Raw genomic sequence first — 16,980 nt, forward strand, 5'->3', positions numbered from 1 at the left:
GGCCCCGTCGTCTAGTGGCCCAGGACGCCGCCCTCTCAAGGCGGTAGCGCCGGTTCGAATCCGGTCGGGGCTACAGCACCGTCAGCCCGTCCCGTTCTCGGGGCGGGCTGTTCTGCTGTTCGGCCCCGGTGTGCTCGGCCGTCTCGCGGGGCGACCCCCCGCAGCGGCGCCGGAAGCGGTGCCGCTAGACTACTCCCGCACCGCCCGCGAGGGTGGTGAAGCAGGAAAAGTGCCTGGCCCCGTCGTCTAGTGGCCCAGGACGCCGCCCTCTCAAGGCGGTAGCGCCGGTTCGAATCCGGTCGGGGCTACAGCTCACCGAACGGCCCGTCTCGCTCTCGCGAGGCGGGCCGTTCGCCGTTTCGCCGGGATCCTCGCGCCCGGCGGGGGTCAGAGGCCGGAGAGGCGTTGGCCGGCCCGGACGACGGCCATGGCGTGGCGTTCGCCGGGACGGCGGCCGAGGCGCTCGATCGGGCCGGAGATGCTGATCGCGGCGATCACCCGGCCGGTGCGGTCGCGGATCGGGGCCGAGACGCTCGCCACGCCCGCCTCCCGCTCGGCGACGCTCTGCGCCCAGCCGCGCCGGCGCACCTCGGCCAGCGTGCGGCCGGTGAACTTGGAGCGGGGCAGCAGCGGCATGACCGCCTCGGGTGGCTCCCAGGCGAGCAGGATCTGCGCCGCCGAGCCGGCGACCATCGGCAGCACCGAACCGACCGGGACGGTGTCCCGCAGGCCGCTGGCGCGTTCGGCGGCGGCCACGCAGATCCGCTCGTCGGCGCGGCGCAGGTAGAGCTGGGCGCTCTCGCCGGTGGCGTCGCGCAGCGCGGCGAGCAGCGGCTCGGCGGCGGTGAGCAGCACGTCCGGCGCCGCGTTCGCCAGCTCGCCCAGGCGTGGCCCGGGGCGCCATCGGCCCTGGGTGTCCCGGACCAGCATCCGGTGGATCTCCAGCGCCTGCGCCAGCCGGTGCGCGGTGGCCCGGGGCAGCTTGGTGCGTTCAACGAGTTCGGCCAGGCTGGCGCCGTCGACACAGGCGGCCAGGATGACCACCGCCTTGTCGAGAACGCCGACACCGCTCATACTGTGTCCCACAAGCCGAAATTTACCTCCCAGAATTTAGGATGTCCAGATGGTGGGAGTCACTCAACCGAGGACCCTGGCCGAGAAGGTCTGGGACGCGCACGTGGTCCGCTCCGCCGCCGGCGAGCCGGACCTGCTCTTCATCGACCTGCACCTGCTGCACGAGGTGACCAGCCCGCAGGCGTTCGACGGCCTGCGCCTGGCCGGTCGCGGTGTCCGCCGGACCGATCTGACCATCGCGACCGAGGACCACAACACCCCTACCGGGTACGACGACCCGGCGTTCCGCTCCCGGCGCGGCGACCTGCTCACGATCGCGGACCCCACCTCCCGCACCCAGATCGAGACGCTGCGCCGCAACTGCGCCGAGTTCGGCGTGCGGCTGCACCCGCTCGGCGACGAGAACCAGGGCATCGTGCACGTCATCGGCCCGCAGCTCGGCCTCACCCAGCCGGGCATGACGATCGTCTGCGGCGACTCGCACACCGCCACCCACGGCGCGTTCGGCGCGCTCGCGTTCGGCATCGGCACCAGTGAGGTGGAGCACGTGCTGGCCACCCAGACGCTGCCCCAGGCCCGGCCGAGGACGATGGCCGTGAACGTCGTCGGCGAGTTGGCCCCCGGCGTCACCGCGAAGGACCTGGTGCTCGCGCTGATCGCGCAGGTGGGCACCGGCGGCGGGCGCGGCCACATCGTCGAGTACCGGGGCGAGGCGATCCGGGACCTCTCCATGGAGGGGCGGATGACGATCGCGAACATGTCCATCGAGTGGGGCGCCAAGGCGGGCATGATCGCGCCGGACGAGACCACGTTCGCGTACCTGAAGGGGCGGCCCCACGCGCCCCAGGGGGCCGACTGGGACGCGGCGCTGGAGTTCTGGCGGACGCTGCCCACCGACGACGGCGCGACGTTCGACACCGAGGTGACGCTGGACGCCGGCCGGATCACCCCGTTCGTCACCTGGGGCACCAACCCGGGTCAGGGCGTGCCGCTGGGCGCGGCCGTGCCGGACCCGGAGGAGTTCGGCACCGAGCCGGAGCGGGTGGCCGCCCGCCGGGCGTTGGAGTACATGGACCTCACCCCCGGCACGCCGCTGCGCGACCTCGCGGTGGACGTGGTCTTCGTCGGCTCCTGCACCAACGGCCGGCTGGAGGACCTGCGGGCCGCCGCCGAGGTGCTGCGCGGGCGCCGGGTCGCCGACGGCGTACGCATGCTCGTGGTCCCCGGCTCCGCCGCGGTCCGGGAGGCGGCCGAGATCGAGGGGCTGCACCAGGTCTTCACCGACGCCGGCGCCGAGTGGCGGTTCGCCGGCTGCTCCATGTGTCTCGGCATGAACCCCGACACGCTGAAGCCGGGGGAGCGCTCCGCCTCGACCTCCAACCGCAACTTCGAGGGCCGCCAGGGCCGGGGCGGACGTACCCATCTGGTGTCCCCGCCGGTCGCCGCCGCCACCGCCGTGGTCGGCCGGCTGGCCGCCCCCGCCGACCTGTAGAAGGGCAGCCGAGAGATGGACAAGTTCACCGCACACACCGGCACCGCCGTGCCGCTGCGTCGGTCCAACGTGGACACCGACCAGATCATCCCCGCCGTGTACCTCAAGCGGGTGACCCGGACGGGCTTCGCCGACGGCCTCTTCAGCGCGTGGCGGGAGGACCCGTCGTTCGTGCTCAACAACCCCGCCTACGCGGGGGCGTCGATTCTCGTCGCCGGCCCCGAGTTCGGCACCGGCTCGTCCCGCGAGCACGCCGTCTGGGCGCTGCGGGACTGGGGCTTCCGGGCGGTGATCTCGCCCCGCTTCGGTGACATCTTCCGGGGCAACGCCCTCAAGGAAGGTCTCCTTCCGGTGGAGTTGGAATTGAAGGCCGTCGAGGAGCTGTGGGATCTGGTGGAGTCCGAGCCCACCACCGCGGTCACCGTCGACCTCACCGCCCGCCAGGTCCACGCCGGGCAGGCCACCTGGGCCTTCCCGCTGGACGACCACAGCCGGTGGCGGCTGATGGAGGGCTTGGACGACATTGGACTCACCCTCCGCCACGAGGCCGAGATCGGCGCGTACGAGGCCGTCCGGCCGGCGTTCCTGCCCTCGATCGCCTGACCCCGAGCCCCTTTTCGCCCCCACCGGCCCGGCCGGTGGGGGCGAATCCGTTGCGACACAAGGGCTTTTTTCCACCGAATGTTTGTGTCCAGGCAGCACAGGGCATACGGTGCGCGCAGAATGGCTCGCGTCGAGTCAGTTGCACAATCGGGAGGAAGTCGTGAACAAGGCCGAGCTCATCGAGGCGCTCGCCGTTCGCCTGGGGGACCGGAAAACGGCGACGGCCGCGCTCGACGCGGTTCTCGCTGAGGTCCAGGCGGCGGTCACCAAGGGCGAGAAGGTGGCGATCACCGGTTTCGGAGCGTTCGAGAAGCGCGTCCGTGGGGCCCGAACAGCGCGCAACCCGCGGACCGGCGAGGCGGTGAAGGTCAAGAAGACCTCCGTCCCGACCTTCCGGGCGGGTGCGGGCTTCAAGGAGATGGTCGCCAGCGGCAAGGTTCCGAAGGACACCACCGCCGCGAAGAAGACCACCGCCGCCACCAAGACCACGGCGGCGGCGAAGAAGACCACGGCGGCGAAGACCACCGGGGCCGCCAAGAAGACCACGGCGGCGAAGGCCACCAAGACCACCGCCGCGACCAAGAAGGCCGCGCCGGCGAAGAAGGCCACCGCGACCAAGACGGCCACCGCGACCAAGACGGCCACGGCGGCGAAGAAGACGACCGCGGCGAAGTCCGCCACGGCGAAGAAGGCGCCCGCCGCCAAGAAGACGACCGCGGCGAAGTCCGCCACGGCCAAGAAGACCACGGCGGCGAAGAAGGCACCCGCGAAGAAGGCACCGGCCAAGAAGGCCGCCAGTCGGCGCTGACCGGACGGCCCGAACGAGGGCGCCCACCGTTCGCGGTGGGCGCCCTCGTTTCGTCGGTACGCGTTGACCGCCCGCCGTACCGGCCCGCAGAATCGCCGTGCCGAAACCCCCTCGGTCACGAGAAGAGGCGCCTGTGCGGCATCGTCACCTCTCCACCGTCGCGCTCGCCCTGGGCGTCGCGGTCTTCCTGGACGTCCTGCGGGTCTGGCTGCCGTCGGTCATCACGCTCTTCGGCCGCGCCGCCGAGACACCCGCCGAACTGCTCGGCGCGTTCGCGCTCGGCTGGTTCCTGCTCGCGTTGGCCGCGCCCACCGTGGTCCGTCGGCTCGGCGCCCGCCCGGTCGGCCTCGCCGCGGCCGGCGTGCTCGCCGCCGCCCGGCTGGCGCTCACCGCCGCGCCCGGTGGCGGCGCCCAGCTCTGGCTCGCGTGCGCCGGCCTGCTCGCCGGACTGACCTGGCTCGCCGCCACCGCCGCCCGCATCGACCGGCCGGTGCCCGGGCTGGCGCTCGGCCTGGCCGGCGCCGCCGCCGGGCACGCGTTGCTCGGCACCGAGGACCTGGTCTGGCGTGGCGGCGCGCTCGGCTGGACGCTGAGCGTGGCGTTGGTGGCGGCGTTCCTGGCCGCCGCGACCGTGCCCGCGCCGCCGCCCGACGCGGGGCCGGGGGAGCCGTCGGCGGCCGGCCGCCGGGCGTGGCTGCTCTGCGGCCCGGCACTGCTGCTGGCCAACCAGATCGCGCTCGCCCCGGCGGTGTGGGCGGCCGCCTCGGGTGTCGGCCCGGCCGGCTTCCCCGGTCTGTCCCGTGACCCGGTCGGCTTCCCCGGTCTGTCCCGCGACCCGGTCGGCGTCGCACCGTGGGGTGCGTTGGCGGTCGCGCTGTTCCTGGTGACCGCGCTGTACCGGCCCCCGGCCCGGTTGGCCCGGGTGGCCCGGGTGCTCTGGCCGGTCGCGCTGCTCGCCGGGGCGGTGCTGTTCGCCGCCGGGCGGCTCGGGCCGGCGTACCTGCTCACCGCCGCCGGCCTCGGTGGCTGCCTGGCCCGCACCGACACCGCCGCGCCCGGTGGCGACGTGCCGGACCGGCGGGCAGCCGCGCGGCGCGGTCGGGCGGCGGTCGGCGGGACGGTGGTCTTCGCGGCGGCCACGATCGCCTACTACGCCGCCTACGACCTGGGGTACCCCAACGGGTGGGTGCCGGTCGCCACGGCGCTCCTGGTCGGCCTGGTGGCCGTTGCCGGGCCGTCCTGGTCGCCGACGGAGCTGTCCGGGCGGGCCCGGCGGTGGAGTGTGGCCGCGCTGGTGCTGGCGACCGCGCTCGTGCCCGTGTTCCACCACACGCCGCTGTCCGCCCCGCGGCCCGGCGTCGCGCCGGCCACGGTCCGGGTGGCCGCGTACAACATCCGGATGGGGTTCGGCCTGGACGGCCGGCTGGACCTCGACGCGGTGGCCCGGGCGTTGCGCGGGGCGGACGTGGTGCTGCTCAGCGAGGTGGACCGCGGGTGGTGGCTCAACGGCGGCCACGACACGTTGGCGTTGCTGGCGGCGCGGCTGCGGATGCCGTACGTCTTCGCGCCCGCCGCCGACCCGGTCTGGGGCGACGCGGTGCTCAGCCGGTTTCCGGCGCGCTCCGGTCGGACCCGGACGCTGCCCGCGCACGGCGCGCCGACCGGCGCGCAGGTCCTCGGCGTCACGCTCGACCTCGGCGGGCGGGAGTTGGCCGTGGTCGCCACCCACCTGCAACCGCCGCCCGGCCGGGACCCGGTGGAGCAGGCCCGCGAGGCGGCCACGTTCGCCCGCGGGTACGCGGCCGGCCGGCCGCTGGTGCTCGGCGGCGACCTGAACACCGAGCCGGCCGACCCGGCGTTCGCCGAGTTCACCGGCGCCGGTCTGGTGGACGCGCTGGCCGCGGCCCGGCCGCTGCGGACCAGCCCGGCCGACGACCCGCGGACCCAGATCGACCACGTCTTCGTCTCGCCGGGCGTGACCGCCGCCGAGGCGCGTGCCCCGCGCACCGAGGCCAGCGACCACCTCCCGGTGCGCGTCACCGTCGCGCTGCCCTGAGCCGCCGCCCGCCGGGTAAGGCGGGGGCCCCGCTTAACACCGCGGTGTTAAGCGGGGCCCCCGCCTCTACCGAAAGCGTTAAGCGGGGCCCCCGCCTTACAAGCGGTCGGGGGGGAGGAGACGGTTGCCGGCGAACGGGAGCAGCCAGCCGCCGCCCTTGGCGGTGGTGAAGTCGTCGGCGTGGCCGGTGAGCCGTTCCAGCGCGCCCGGGATCACCTTGCCCTGGCTGCACACCGCGACCGGCTCCCCGGCGGCGGCCAACGCGGCCAACCGCGCGGCGGCGGCCAACGCGCACTCCTCGGGCTGCTGACCCGGCCCCGGCTCGTCCAGGTCGCCGCAGACCTCGATCGGCAGGTCCAGCCGGGCCGCCGCCGGGTCCAGCGTCTGCACGCACCGGCGGGCCGAGGCGGAGAGCAGGCGGGCCGGGCGGACCAGGGCCACCAGCGGCACCAGCGCCCGCGCCTGGTCCCGCCCCTCGGCGTCCAGCGGCCGGCCGGTGTCCGGACCGGACCAGGTGCCCCGCTTGCCGGCGTGCGCGTGCCGGACCAGCAGCACGGTCGTGGTGACCGGCGGCAGCGCCGCGAACGCGGCGATCACCTCCGCGTCGTGCGGGTAGCTGACCCGGCGGGCCGCCGCGTCGACCGGGAACCAGGCCACGTCGTCCACCTCGGTGCCGGGCTGGAAACCGCCGCTGCCGACGGCCCGCATCGACCACCAGTCGACCGCCTTGGCGCGACCCTCGCTGCGGTAGCGGACCGTGGGCAGGCGCACCTGCGGCACCGCCCGCACGTCGGTCTCCTCGGCCACCTCCCGGACGGCGGCCGCCAGCGGGTGCTCGCCGGCGTCCAGCTTGCCCTTCGGCAGCGACCAGTCGCCGTACCGGGGGCGGTGCACCAGGCAGATCTCGACACCGCCGGGGCCGGGACGCCAGACGACCCCGCCCGCCGCCCGGATCCGCACCGGCTCGTCGTCGCTCATCCGATCACCGTATGCCCGCCCGCCGCGTGTCGCGCGCCGCTCAGTCCGCCCGGCCGCCGACCCGACGCAGCAACAGGTCCTGGAGATGGGTCGGCAGTGTGTCGCCGTCGCCGGTACGCCGGTGCCAGGTGCCGTCCGCGGCCAACTCGAACGCGTCCACCTCGGGATCGAACGCGGCGGCCAGCACGTGGTCCAGCTCGGCGCGGGCCACCGGGTCGCTCACCTGCACCAGCGCCTCGACCCGGCGGTCCAGGTTGCGGTGCATCAGGTCGGCCGAGCCCATCCAGAACTCGGCGTCGCCGTTGTTGCCGAACCGGAAGATGCGGGAGTGCTCCAGGAACCGGCCGAGGATCGACCGGACCCGGATGTTCTCCGACAGCCCCGGCACGCCCGGCCGCAGCGTGCACATGCCCCGGATCAGCAGGTCCACGTGCACGCCGGCCCGGGACGCCCGGTAGAGCGCGTCGGTGATCTCCTCGTCGACGAGCGCGTTCACCTTGAACTGCACCAGGCCCGGCATGCCCAGCCGGACGTGCTCGATCTCCCGCTCGATCCGTTCGATCAGGCCGCTGCGGATGCCCTGCGGCGCGACCAGCAACCGCCGGAAGGCCGTCTGCCGGCTGTAGCCGGTGAGCACGTTGAACAGGTCGGTCAGGTCGGCGCCGATCTCCGGGTCGGCGGTGAGCATGCCGAAGTCCTCGTAGAGCCGGGCGGTCTTCGGGTGGTAGTTGCCGGTGCCGATGTGGCAGTAGCGCCGGATCTGGTTGCCCTCCTGCCGCACCACCAGCGCGGTCTTGCAGTGCGTCTTCAGGCCGACCAGGCCGTAGACCACGTGGCAGCCGGCCCGCTCCAGCGTGCGCGCCCAGCCGATGTTGGCCACCTCGTCGAAGCGCGCCTTCACCTCGACCAGCACCACCACCTGCTTGCCGGCGGCGGCGGCGTCGACGAGCGCGTCGACGATCGGGGAGTCGCCGCTGGTGCGGTACAGCGTCTGCTTGATGGCGAGCACGTTCGGGTCGGCCGCGGCCTGCTCGACGAAGCGCTGCACGCTTGTCGCGAACGAGTGGTACGGGTGGTGCACCAGCACGTCCCCGTCGCGCAGGGTGGCGAAGACGCTGCGCGGCACCTCGCCCTCGGTCAACCGGGGATGGGTGGCCGGCACGAACGGCCGGTCCTTGAGGTCGGGGCGGTCGGCCTCGCCGTACACCTGCCAGAGCGCGGAGAGGTCGACCAGGCCGCGGACCCGCAGCACGTCGTGGTCGTCCATGTCCAGCTCGCGGACGAGCAGCTCCAGCATGTGGTCGGAGATGGAGGCGGCCACCTCCAGCCGCACCGGCGGGCCGAACCGGCGCCGGGCCAGTTCCCGTTCGAGCGCCTGGAGCAGGTCCTCGTCGCGGTCCTCGTCGACCTCCACCTCGGCGTTGCGGGTGACCCGGAACAGGTGGCACTCGACCACCTGCATGCCGGAGAAGAGTTGGCCCAGGTGGACGGCGATGAGGTCCTCCACCGGCAGGAAGCGGACGCCGGGCCGGTCCCGGGTGACCCGGACGAACCGGGGCACGTTGTTCGGCACCTTGACCCGGGCGAACAGCTCGGAGCCGCCGTCCGGGTCGCGCACCGAGACGGCCAGGTTCAGCGACCGGCCGGAGATGTAGGGGAACGGGTGCGCCGGGTCGACCGCCAGCGGGGTGAGCACCGGGAAGATGTGCTCCCGGAACCAGGTGCGCAGCCGCTCCCGCTCGGCGTCGTCCAGCTCGCTCCAGCGCAGGATGCGGACGTCTTCCTCGGCGAGCCGGGGGAGCACGTCGTCGACGAAGCAGGCGGCGTGCCGGGCCACCAGGTCGGCGGCCTTCTCGGTGATCAGGTCGAGCTGGGTTCGCAGCGGCAGCCGGTCGCCGCCGCGGACCGGCAGGCCGGCGGAGAGCCGGCGCTTCAACCCGGCCACCCGCACCATGTAGAACTCGTCCAGGTTCCCGGCGAAGATGGCCAGGAACTTCGCCCGCTCCAGCAGCGGCGTCCGGGGGTCCTCGGCGAGCGCGAGCACCCGGGCGTTGAAGTCGAGCCAGGACAGCTCCCGGTTGAGGAAGCGGTCCTCCGGCAGCGGCTCCGCGGCCGGCGGCTCGTCCCGCGGGCCGGCGATCGGGCCGGGCCCCTCGACCGGGTCGAGCGGCTCGTCCAGCCCGGTGGCGCCGGCCGCGTCCGGGTCGGCCCCGAGGCGCTCCTCGGGCGGCCGGGACGGCCGGAACCGTCCGTCCGTGCCGCGCGTCGGGCGGCCGTTGCGGGGCGTGCCGGGGTCGAGGATGGGCGGCGGACCGTCGGAGTGCTCGCGAGGGGTGCTCACCACCCCATGATTCCCTGACGAGGGTGAACGGAAAATGAACTCGACCAGGTTGTTCAGGCCATCGTCGGCAACGTCACCCGGGTGACCTCGCCGGCCGCGTCCCGTTCCACGCGTACCCGCTGCCCGAGCCGCAGCAGCCGCAGCCCGGAGGCGTCGAAGGCGCGGGCCGGGAACGCCAGCTCGGTGCCGTCGTCGAGCAGCAGCACGCCGCTGCGCGTCGACGCGTCGTAGGTGGCCACCGTGCCCTGCATGCCAGCACCGTACCGGACCGGGTCGCCGGCGCGGTCCAGCAGCGCGCCGGTGCGCGGCCCCAGGCCCAACCCGGCGGCGGTGGCCAGGTCGGCCGCGGTGTCCACGTCCCGCCGCAGGCTGGGCCAGTCGCCGGCCAGCGGCAGCGCGCCGCTGGCCGCGTGCGCACCGGCCGAACCGGGCCCGAAGCGGGGCGCCAGCGGGACCCCGGGCGGCGTGGCCAGCAGCACCGTGCCGGTGCCCGGGGCGTCGGCGACGAATCCGCGTACCCCCTCGACCGCGCGCAGCGCCGCGGCCAGCTCGGCCGGGCGCAGCGCCGGCAGGTCGGCGGTGAGGGCGGCCACCGGGGCGCGCGGCCCGGCCACCGCGGCGCCGTGCCGGAAGGCGGCGTTGAGCCCGCCGGCGGGGTCGCCCGCGACCCGGGCGCCCGCCGCGGTCACGGTGGCGGTCACCCGCGGGTCGTCGGTGACCACCAGCACCCGCCCGACCGCCGGGCAGGCCAGCGCCGCGCGCACCGTGTCGGCCGCCAGAGCCAGCGCCAGCTCCTCATGGGGTACGCCGGGCAGCGCGCCACGCAGGCGGCTCTTCGCCACCCCGAGGTGCTTCACCGGCGTCACCACGGTCCAGCTGGGCTCAGGCACACCGACCATCCTGCCAGCGCGGCCGGCGGTACCCTCACTGGCCGGACCGGTGGCGAGCAGGCATGATTCTTCCCCGGGGCGCGTGGGGCGGAACGAGGAGGCACTGTGGCACCGCGGAGGCTGGGATTCTGGCAACGGTTCGCCGTGGTGCTGGTGAAGCCGGTGTTGACCGTCTGGACCCGGCGCACCTGGCGGGGCATGGAGCACCTGGGGGGTGACGGCGGCATCATCATCGTGCCCAACCACATCTCGCACGCCGACCCGCTGGTCTCCGCGCACTTCATCTACGACGCCGGGCGCTGGCCGCAGTTCCTCGGCAAGGCCAGCGTGTTCCGGGTGCCGGTGATCGGCTGGATCCTGCACCGGTGCAAGCAGATCCCGGTCGAGCGGGGCAGCGTCGAGGCGGTCAAGTCGCTGGACAAGCTGATCGCCGCGCTGGACGAGGGAGGCGCCGTGGTGATCTACCCGGAGGGCACCACCACCCGGGAGCCGGAGCTGTGGCCGATGAGGGGCAAGACCGGCGCGGCCCGGCTGGCGCTGGCCACCGGCGCCCCGGTGATCCCGGTGGCCATGATCGGCCCGGAGCGGATGTTCGACCCGCGCACGGCCCGGTTCGGGCTGCGCCCGCGTACGCCGGTGACGGTGGTCGCCGGGCCGCCGGTCGACCTGGGCCGGTGGGCGGGCGCCACGCCGACCCGGCCGATCCTGGAGGAGATGACGGACACCATCATGCTGCGGATCCGGGACCTGGTCGCCGAGATCCGGGGCGGCACACCGCCGCCGCTGTGGCAGCGCCCGGCCCGTACCGGCACCCCGGAGGTCTCCGAATGAGCGGGCACGTCGCGGTGCTGGGCGCCGGTTCCTGGGGGACCGCGTTCGCCAAGATCCTCGCCGACGCCGGGCGGGACGTGACGGTGCTGGCCCGCCGCGCCGCGGTGGCCGAGGCGATCCGTGACGGGCGGCGCAACCCGGAGTACCTGCCGGACGTGCGCCTGCCCGAGCGGGTCACCGCCACCGGCGACGCCGCCGAGGCGATCGAGGGGGCCGAGGTGGTGGTGCTCTCGGTGCCCTCGCAGACGCTGCGCGGCAACCTCGCCGAGTGGACGCCGTACCTGGCCCCCGACGCCACGCTGGTGTCCCTGATGAAGGGCATCGAGCTGGGCACCACCAAGCGGATGAGCCAGGTGATCATGGAGACGGCCGGGGTGCCGGCGGACCGGGTGGTCGTGGTCTCCGGGCCCAACCTGGCCCCGGAGATCGCCGCCGAGCAGCCCGCCGCCACCGTGGTCGCCGGCACCGACAGTCGGCGTACCGCGCTGGTGCAGGCGTCGATCCGGACGCCCTACTTCCGCCCGTACACCAACGACGACGTGATCGGCTGCGAGCTGGGCGGCGCGGTGAAGAACGTGATCGCGCTCTCCTACGGCATCGCCACCGCGATGGGCTTCGGCGACAACACCCGCGCCATGCTGATGACCCGGGGCCTGGCCGAGACCGCCCGGCTGGGCGTGGCGCTCGGCGCCGACCCGATCACCTTCGCCGGGCTGGCCGGCATGGGCGACCTGGTCGCCTCCTGCTCGTCGCCGCTGGCCCGCAACCGCACGTTCGGCGAGCACCTGGGCCGGGGCGAGACGCTGGAGCAGGCCCAGGCGGCCACCCGGCAGACCGCCGAGGGCGTGAAGAGCTGCCTGGCCATCCGGGACCTGGCCCGGGCGCACGGGGTGGAGATGCCGATCACCGAGCAGATCGAGCGGATCTGCCACGAGGGGATGGACCCTCGCCTGGCCGTGGACGCGCTGATGAGCCGCACCGCCAAGCCGGAGTCGTACGAGTGAGCGCGGGCTGGGGGGACGGCACCCGCAGCGTCCACGCCGGCCTGCCGGCGGCGGTGCCGGGCCAGCCGTTCCTGCCCGGCCCGGTGTTCGCCGCGCCGTACCACCTCGACCCGTGGCGCGGGCCGGCGGCGGCGCCCGACGGGTACGGGCGGCCGGACAATCCCACCCGCCGGCTGCTGGAGGCGGCGATCGGCGAGCTGGAGGGCGGGGAGTGCCGGGCCTTCGCCAGCGGCCAGGCGGCCATCACCGGGCTGCTGCTGGCCGTGCTGCGTCCCGGTGACACGGTGCTGCTCCCCGCCGACGGCTACTTCCCGGTGCGCGCGTTCGCCACCGACACGCTGGAGCGGATCGGGGTGCGCGTCGTCCTCGTGCCGACCGCCGGGCCGTACCCGTCGTTCGACGGCGTCCGGCTGGTGCTGCTGGAGACGCCGGCGAACCCCGGCCTCGACGTGGCCGACGTGCCGGCGCTGGCCGGGGCGGCGCACGCCGCGGGCGCGCTGCTGGCGGTGGACAACACCACCGCGACGCCGCTCGGGCAGCGCCCGCTGGACCTCGGCGCGGACGTGGTGGTGGCCTCCGGCACCAAGGCGCTCACCGGCCATTCGGACCTGCTGCTCGGCTACGTGGCGACGCGCGACGCCGCGCTGCGCGACGCGGTGACCGGGTGGCGGACCACCACCGGCGGGGTGCCCGGCGCGTTCGACTGCTGGCTGGCCCACCGCTCGCTGGCCACCGTCGACCTGCGGCTGGCGAGGCAGACCGCCAACGCCGGGGCGCTTGCCGACCTGCTCGCCGGCCGGCCGGACGTGACCGGCCTGCGCTGGCCGGGGCGGCCGGCGGACCCGGCGTACCGGGTGGCGTCGACGCAGATGCGGCGCGTCCCCGGCGTGCTCTCGTTCGACCTGGGCGACGCCGACCGGGTGGCCCGGTTCCTCGACGCGTCCCGCCTGGTGGCGGCCGCCACCTCGTTCGGTGGGCTGCACACCACCGCCGACCGGCGGGCCCAGTGGGGCGACGACACCGTGCCCGGCTTCGTCCGGCTCTCCTGCGGCATCGAGGACGCCGCCGACCTGGTCGCCGACGTGGCCGCGGCGTTGGACGCCGCCGCGCGCTGACGCGCCGGGCTGACGGTGGGTCGACCGCTGGGCTATCGTGACGGGCAGCCACGGCCCGTGCGGCCCCGACACGAGGAGGTGAGTCCGATCCACCAGCAGAGGACCGGCGCTCCCTCCGAGTCCGTGTCGCCCCGGGGCTGAGGCGACGCCGGGGGCGCCGACGAGCGTTCCCCGAGAGGCTTGCCATGGCATCCACCGTGTTCACTCCCGACCGTCCCGCCCTCGTCCGCCGGCTGCGTGCCGCCGGTTGCGTCTTCGCCGAGGACGAGGCGGATCTTCTGATCGCCGCCGCCGACTCGGCCGACGCGCTGACCCGCCTGGCCGACCGTCGCGTCGCCGGCCTGCCGCTGGAGCACCTGCTCGGCTGGGCCGAGTTCTGCGGGCGGCGGATCATCGTCCACCCCGGCGTGTTCGTGCCCCGGGGGCGTACCGCGCTGCTCGTCGACGCCGCCGTGGCGGTGACCGGGCCGGCGCCGGCGGTGCTGGACCTGTGCTGCGGCTCCGGCGCCGCCGCCGTGGTGCTGCACGACCGGCTGGCGCCGCGCTGGCTGGGCGCCGCCGACGTCGACCCGGTGGCGGTGGCCTGCGCCCGGCGCAACCTCGACCCGCTGGGCGTGCCGGTCTACCGGGGCGACCTGTTCGCGCCGGTGCCGGCGCGCTGGCGCGGCCGGCTGGACCTGGTGGTGGCGAACGCCCCGTACGTGCCGAGCGACGCGGTGGCGATGATGCCGGCCGAGGCCCGGTTGCACGAGGCGCCGGTGGCGCTGGACGGGGGCGCGGACGGGCTGGCGGTGCTGCGCCGGGTGGCCGCCGGCGCGGCCGAGTGGCTGGCCCCGGGCGGGCACCTCGCGGTCGAGGTGAGCGAGGAGCAGGCACCCGCGCTCTGCGCCGTGTTCACCGCCGCCGGGCTGGACCCGACAGTGGTGCGCGACGAGGAGTGGGAGGCCACCGCCGTGACCGCCCGCCGCCCCGGCTGACGTCGCCGTGGCGGGTGGGCCGGCCGGGAACTAACCTCGGCTCAGACTCGACGGCGAGGCGGTGGCGGTGGGCAGCACAGGAATACCGGTGGTGGTGGGGCTGGACAACGGCGGCACGAGCAACAACGCCACCGTGCTGACCGTCGACGGCCGGTTCCTGGTGGACGGGCTGCGCGAGATCCCGAGCGAGGTGGGCGACGGCCCGGAGGCGGCCGTCGAGGCGCTCGCGCGGGCCTTCGACGGGGTGCTCGCGGACACCGGCATGCCCCGCGAGCTGGTCCGCGCGGTCGGGCTGGACACGCCCGGCCCGGCCAGCGCCACCGGGGTGATCTCGTCGCGCGGGTCGACCAACTTCGCGCAGCCCGCCTGGCGCGGCTACGACGTGCGCAGCGCGCTGGAGCGGCGGCTCGGCCTGCCGGTGGTGTACGCCAACGACGGCAACGCCGCCGCGCTCTACGCCCACCACGTGCACTTCGGCGCGGACGCGGCGGCCCGCTCGTCGGTGTCCGCGATCGTCGGCACCGGCCTCGGCGGGGGCGTGGTCGAGGCCGGCCGGGTGGTCGGCGGCGCGGCCGGCATGGCGGGCGAGTTCGGGCACGTGCACATCCCGCTGGACGGGCTGCTCGAACCGGGCCAGCCGGTGCCGGTCTGTGCCTGCGGCTTCGCCGGGGACGCGGAGAGCGTCGCCTCGCTCACCGCCATCCGGCGCAACCTGCTGCCGTACTGGCTGGCCCGGCATCCGGAGCATCCGTTGGCGGCGGAGGAGCCCGGCCGGGCGGCGAAGCTGCTCCGCGACCTCGGCGAGCGGGGCGACCCGTTGGCCCGTCAGGTGTTCGGCCAGCAGGCTCGGGCGCTGGGGCGGTTGTTCACCATCGCGGCGAACTTCACCGACCCGCACGCGTACTTCGTCGGTGGCGGCGTGGTGGAGGCCGCGCCGGAGTTCCGGGACTGGTTCCTCGCCACCGTCGCGGAGCACACGGTGCTCCGCGACGAGCAACGCGCGGTGGCGACGTTCGCGCTGGTGCCCGACCGCGACATGGCCGGCGCGCGGGGCGTCGCGATCGCCGCCCTCGATCGGGTGAAAGGCGGGGCCCCCGCTTAACGCCTTTGGTAGAGGCGGGGGCCCCGCTTAACAGCGCCCGGCGCGGCGCGGTGTCGTCAGGCGCGGGGCGGCGCGGCGGTGAAGGCGGCCCAGGCGGCGGGCGGGAACACGAGCACCGGGCCGGTCGGGTCCTTGGAGTCGCGGACCGCGACGGTCTCCGGCAGCGGCGCCATCTCCACGCAGGCGCCCTCGTCGCCGCTGTGGCTGCTCTTGCGCCACCGCGGGGTCGGGTGGCTGGGGGTCGTGCCGTTCATGCGGTCACCTCTCGTTGAGCAGACGGAGGAGCTGGTCCCGACTGGCCGCCGGGCTCAACGCCACGGTCCGCAGGTGCTCCATGATCTTTGTACAGGTACGCAGGTCGCCCGGCCGGTCCAGGACCATCTGCCCGGCGACGGTCTCCACCGACGCGATGATCGGGTCCTCCGGGTCGGCGAACTCCAGGATGTGCAGCGAACCCCGGGTGCCCCGGTGGTAGCCGGCGGAGAGCGGGATCACCTGCACCGTGATGTTCGGCAACTCGGTCATCTTGAGCAGGTGCTGGAGCTGGCTGGCCATCACCGCCCGGCCGCCGACCGGGCGCAGCAGCGCGCCCTCGTCGATGATGGCGTCGAGGATCGGCGGCTCCGCCGCGGTGATCCGCTGCTGGCGGTCCAGCCGTAGGTGGACGCGCTGCTCCACCTGCTCGTCGCTGAGCGTGTGCGGGCCGCCGCGCATCACCGCGCGGATGTAGTCGGCGGTCTGCAGCAGGCCCGGCACCACCGACGGTTCGAAGTTCGCGATGCCGGTGGCCTCGGCCTCCAGCGCGATGAAGTCGATGGTGCGGCGGTCCAGCAGGTACGAGTAGGACACCCACCAGCCGGGCTTGCGGGCGTCCTTGGCCAGTTGGACCGCCGCGGCGATCTCGTCGGGTCCCACGCCGTAGCTGGTGAGCAGCGCGCGCACGGTGGCCGGGCTGATCAGCGTCTGGGCGTTCTCGTAGCGGGACAGCGTGCTGCGGGTGCTGTTGATCTCGTCGGCCGCGGTCTCCAGCGTGAGGCCGGCGGCCTCCCGGTGGGTTCGCAGGGCGATGCCGAGCCGTCGGGCTCGGGCGGTCTTCGGCGCCATGCATCGATGGTCTCATATCCGGTGGGAAAATGGGCATGAGAGAAAGCCGATGAGAGTTGCATTCACGCCCGTCCACCTGTCAACCTGTGATGGCGTCCTCACCACCGGTTGTCGTGGCGACGGTGGTGGTGAGCGACCGGAGGGGATGGGGTGCGCGGCGGTCGGGTTTACTCCCCCACGACCCGATCGCCGCGTGCCCCTACCCGGTCCGCCAGACGGGGAGGAATCGCGATGACGGTGACGGCCTGCCGCCCCGGGCGCGGGGGTGGCCCGGAATGACCCGGTTCCTCGTGGTCCTCACCGACGTACGCCCCACCGACGGCCCCGGACGCGACGAACGGACCAGCCCGGAACGACGCCGGCAGGTGGTCGGCGCGAGCAGCCGGGAGGCGGCCGACCGGATCGCCGGCGCGTTCATGGCGCTGGGCATGGTGCGGGCCGGCCGGCAACGGGTCAAGGTCATCGCGGTCGGCCGCCGGCTCCGGCAGCCGGCCACCTGAACCACACCGGGCCCGACCCCGTGGAGGCGGCAACGGGGGTCGGGGAGCCGGGGGGGGGGCCGCGCGGGGCCCCCCCCGCCGCCCCCCGCCCGCCGCCCACCTCCA

General features: G+C 74.9%; 15 protein-coding genes, 2 tRNA genes and 1 pseudogene. 12 read left to right on the forward strand and 6 right to left on the reverse strand.

Annotation, left to right across the window (positions count from 1 at the left end; all coding sequences use genetic code 11):
- Positions 1-73: transfer RNA gene (locus tag ACLQ2W_RS26690), tRNA-Glu, on the forward strand.
- Between the two features lie 162 nt (positions 74-235).
- Positions 236-308: transfer RNA gene (locus ACLQ2W_RS26695), tRNA-Glu, on the forward strand.
- A 79-nt stretch (positions 309-387) separates the two neighbouring features.
- Here the strand turns inward: ACLQ2W_RS26695 and ACLQ2W_RS26700 are convergent.
- Positions 388-1,074 (reverse strand): IclR family transcriptional regulator, encoded by a 687-nt coding sequence (locus ACLQ2W_RS26700; protein WP_091084913.1) that lies wholly within the window; start codon positions 1,072-1,074, stop codon positions 388-390.
- A gap of 49 nt (positions 1,075-1,123) precedes the next feature.
- Here ACLQ2W_RS26700 and leuC point away from each other — a divergent pair, with 49 nt between their 5' ends.
- The 4 genes from leuC (at position 1,124) to ACLQ2W_RS26720 (ending at position 6,033) form a co-directional block, all read left to right on the forward strand.
- Positions 1,124-2,566, forward strand: coding sequence for a 3-isopropylmalate dehydratase large subunit (gene leuC, locus ACLQ2W_RS26705; RefSeq protein WP_405092809.1), 1,443 nt, complete (start codon positions 1,124-1,126; stop codon positions 2,564-2,566).
- Between the two features lie 15 nt (positions 2,567-2,581).
- Positions 2,582-3,169, forward strand: a complete 588-nt coding sequence (leuD, locus tag ACLQ2W_RS26710) for a 3-isopropylmalate dehydratase small subunit (protein WP_425789715.1) — start codon at positions 2,582-2,584, stop codon at positions 3,167-3,169.
- 160 nt (positions 3,170-3,329) lie between these two features.
- Entirely contained in the window at positions 3,330-3,977 is a 648-nt protein-coding gene (locus ACLQ2W_RS26715; protein WP_405094156.1) for an HU family DNA-binding protein, read from the forward strand.
- A 133-nt stretch (positions 3,978-4,110) separates the two neighbouring features.
- The gene (locus ACLQ2W_RS26720; RefSeq protein ID WP_425789717.1) at positions 4,111-6,033 is read left to right on the forward strand and encodes an endonuclease/exonuclease/phosphatase family protein; all 1,923 of its coding nucleotides are present in this window, start codon (positions 4,111-4,113) and stop codon (positions 6,031-6,033) included.
- 96 nt (positions 6,034-6,129) lie between these two features.
- Here ACLQ2W_RS26720 and ACLQ2W_RS26725 read toward each other — a convergent pair whose 3' ends face one another.
- From ACLQ2W_RS26725 to cofC, 3 genes and pseudogenes are all read right to left on the reverse strand, one after another.
- Positions 6,130-7,011 (reverse strand): NUDIX hydrolase, encoded by an 882-nt coding sequence (locus ACLQ2W_RS26725; protein WP_425789719.1) that lies wholly within the window; start codon positions 7,009-7,011, stop codon positions 6,130-6,132.
- Between the two features lie 40 nt (positions 7,012-7,051).
- The gene (locus ACLQ2W_RS26730; RefSeq protein ID WP_425789721.1) at positions 7,052-9,352 is read right to left on the reverse strand and encodes an RNA degradosome polyphosphate kinase; all 2,301 of its coding nucleotides are present in this window, start codon (positions 9,350-9,352) and stop codon (positions 7,052-7,054) included.
- Between the two features lie 278 nt (positions 9,353-9,630).
- Positions 9,631-10,251 (reverse strand): annotated as a pseudogene (gene cofC, locus ACLQ2W_RS26735) (2-phospho-L-lactate guanylyltransferase); the annotation flags it as partial.
- Positions 10,252-10,347: 96 nt separating this feature from the next.
- On the opposite strand from cofC, the gene ACLQ2W_RS26740 reads away from it, so the two are divergent.
- The 5 genes from ACLQ2W_RS26740 (at position 10,348) to ACLQ2W_RS26760 (ending at position 15,271) form a co-directional block, all read left to right on the forward strand.
- Positions 10,348-11,073 (forward strand): lysophospholipid acyltransferase family protein, encoded by a 726-nt coding sequence (locus ACLQ2W_RS26740; protein ID WP_405092814.1) that lies wholly within the window; start codon positions 10,348-10,350, stop codon positions 11,071-11,073.
- The gene (locus ACLQ2W_RS26745; protein WP_405092815.1) at positions 11,070-12,077 is read left to right on the forward strand and encodes an NAD(P)H-dependent glycerol-3-phosphate dehydrogenase; all 1,008 of its coding nucleotides are present in this window, start codon (positions 11,070-11,072) and stop codon (positions 12,075-12,077) included. Before ACLQ2W_RS26740 ends, ACLQ2W_RS26745 begins: the two co-directional genes overlap by 4 nt.
- A complete protein-coding gene (locus tag ACLQ2W_RS26750) occupies positions 12,074-13,192 on the forward strand; it encodes a cystathionine gamma-lyase (RefSeq protein WP_425789723.1) in 1,119 nt (372 codons plus the stop codon). The genes ACLQ2W_RS26745 and ACLQ2W_RS26750 overlap by 4 nt, the downstream gene beginning before the upstream one ends.
- Before the next feature lie 185 nt (positions 13,193-13,377).
- Complete coding sequence (locus ACLQ2W_RS26755) at positions 13,378-14,169, forward strand: putative protein N(5)-glutamine methyltransferase (RefSeq protein WP_425789725.1); 792 nt, start codon at positions 13,378-13,380, stop codon at positions 14,167-14,169.
- Between the two features lie 67 nt (positions 14,170-14,236).
- Positions 14,237-15,271 carry an ROK family protein gene (locus ACLQ2W_RS26760; protein ID WP_425789727.1) on the forward strand — a complete coding sequence of 345 codons (1,035 nt, stop codon included), beginning with the start codon at positions 14,237-14,239 and terminating at the stop codon, positions 15,269-15,271.
- A 56-nt stretch (positions 15,272-15,327) separates the two neighbouring features.
- On the opposite strand, the gene ACLQ2W_RS26765 is transcribed toward ACLQ2W_RS26760, so the two are convergent.
- Together ACLQ2W_RS26765 and ACLQ2W_RS26770 are read right to left on the reverse strand one after the other, a co-directional pair.
- Positions 15,328-15,525 carry a DUF397 domain-containing protein gene (locus ACLQ2W_RS26765; protein WP_107156132.1) on the reverse strand — a complete coding sequence of 66 codons (198 nt, stop codon included), beginning with the start codon at positions 15,523-15,525 and terminating at the stop codon, positions 15,328-15,330.
- Positions 15,526-15,529: 4 nt separating this feature from the next.
- Positions 15,530-16,375, reverse strand: coding sequence for a helix-turn-helix domain-containing protein (locus tag ACLQ2W_RS26770; protein WP_281935775.1), 846 nt, complete (start codon positions 16,373-16,375; stop codon positions 15,530-15,532).
- 275 nt (positions 16,376-16,650) lie between these two features.
- Between ACLQ2W_RS26770 and ACLQ2W_RS26775 the strand changes: the two genes are divergently transcribed.
- Positions 16,651-16,875: a hypothetical protein gene (locus tag ACLQ2W_RS26775; RefSeq protein ID WP_405092819.1), complete on the forward strand. Its 225-nt coding sequence runs from the start codon at positions 16,651-16,653 to the stop codon at positions 16,873-16,875.
- Positions 16,876-16,980 lie beyond the last annotated feature (105 nt).

This window comes from Micromonospora sp. DT227, assembly GCF_049841835.1.
Classification (GTDB): Bacteria; Actinomycetota; Actinomycetes; order Mycobacteriales; family Micromonosporaceae; genus Micromonospora.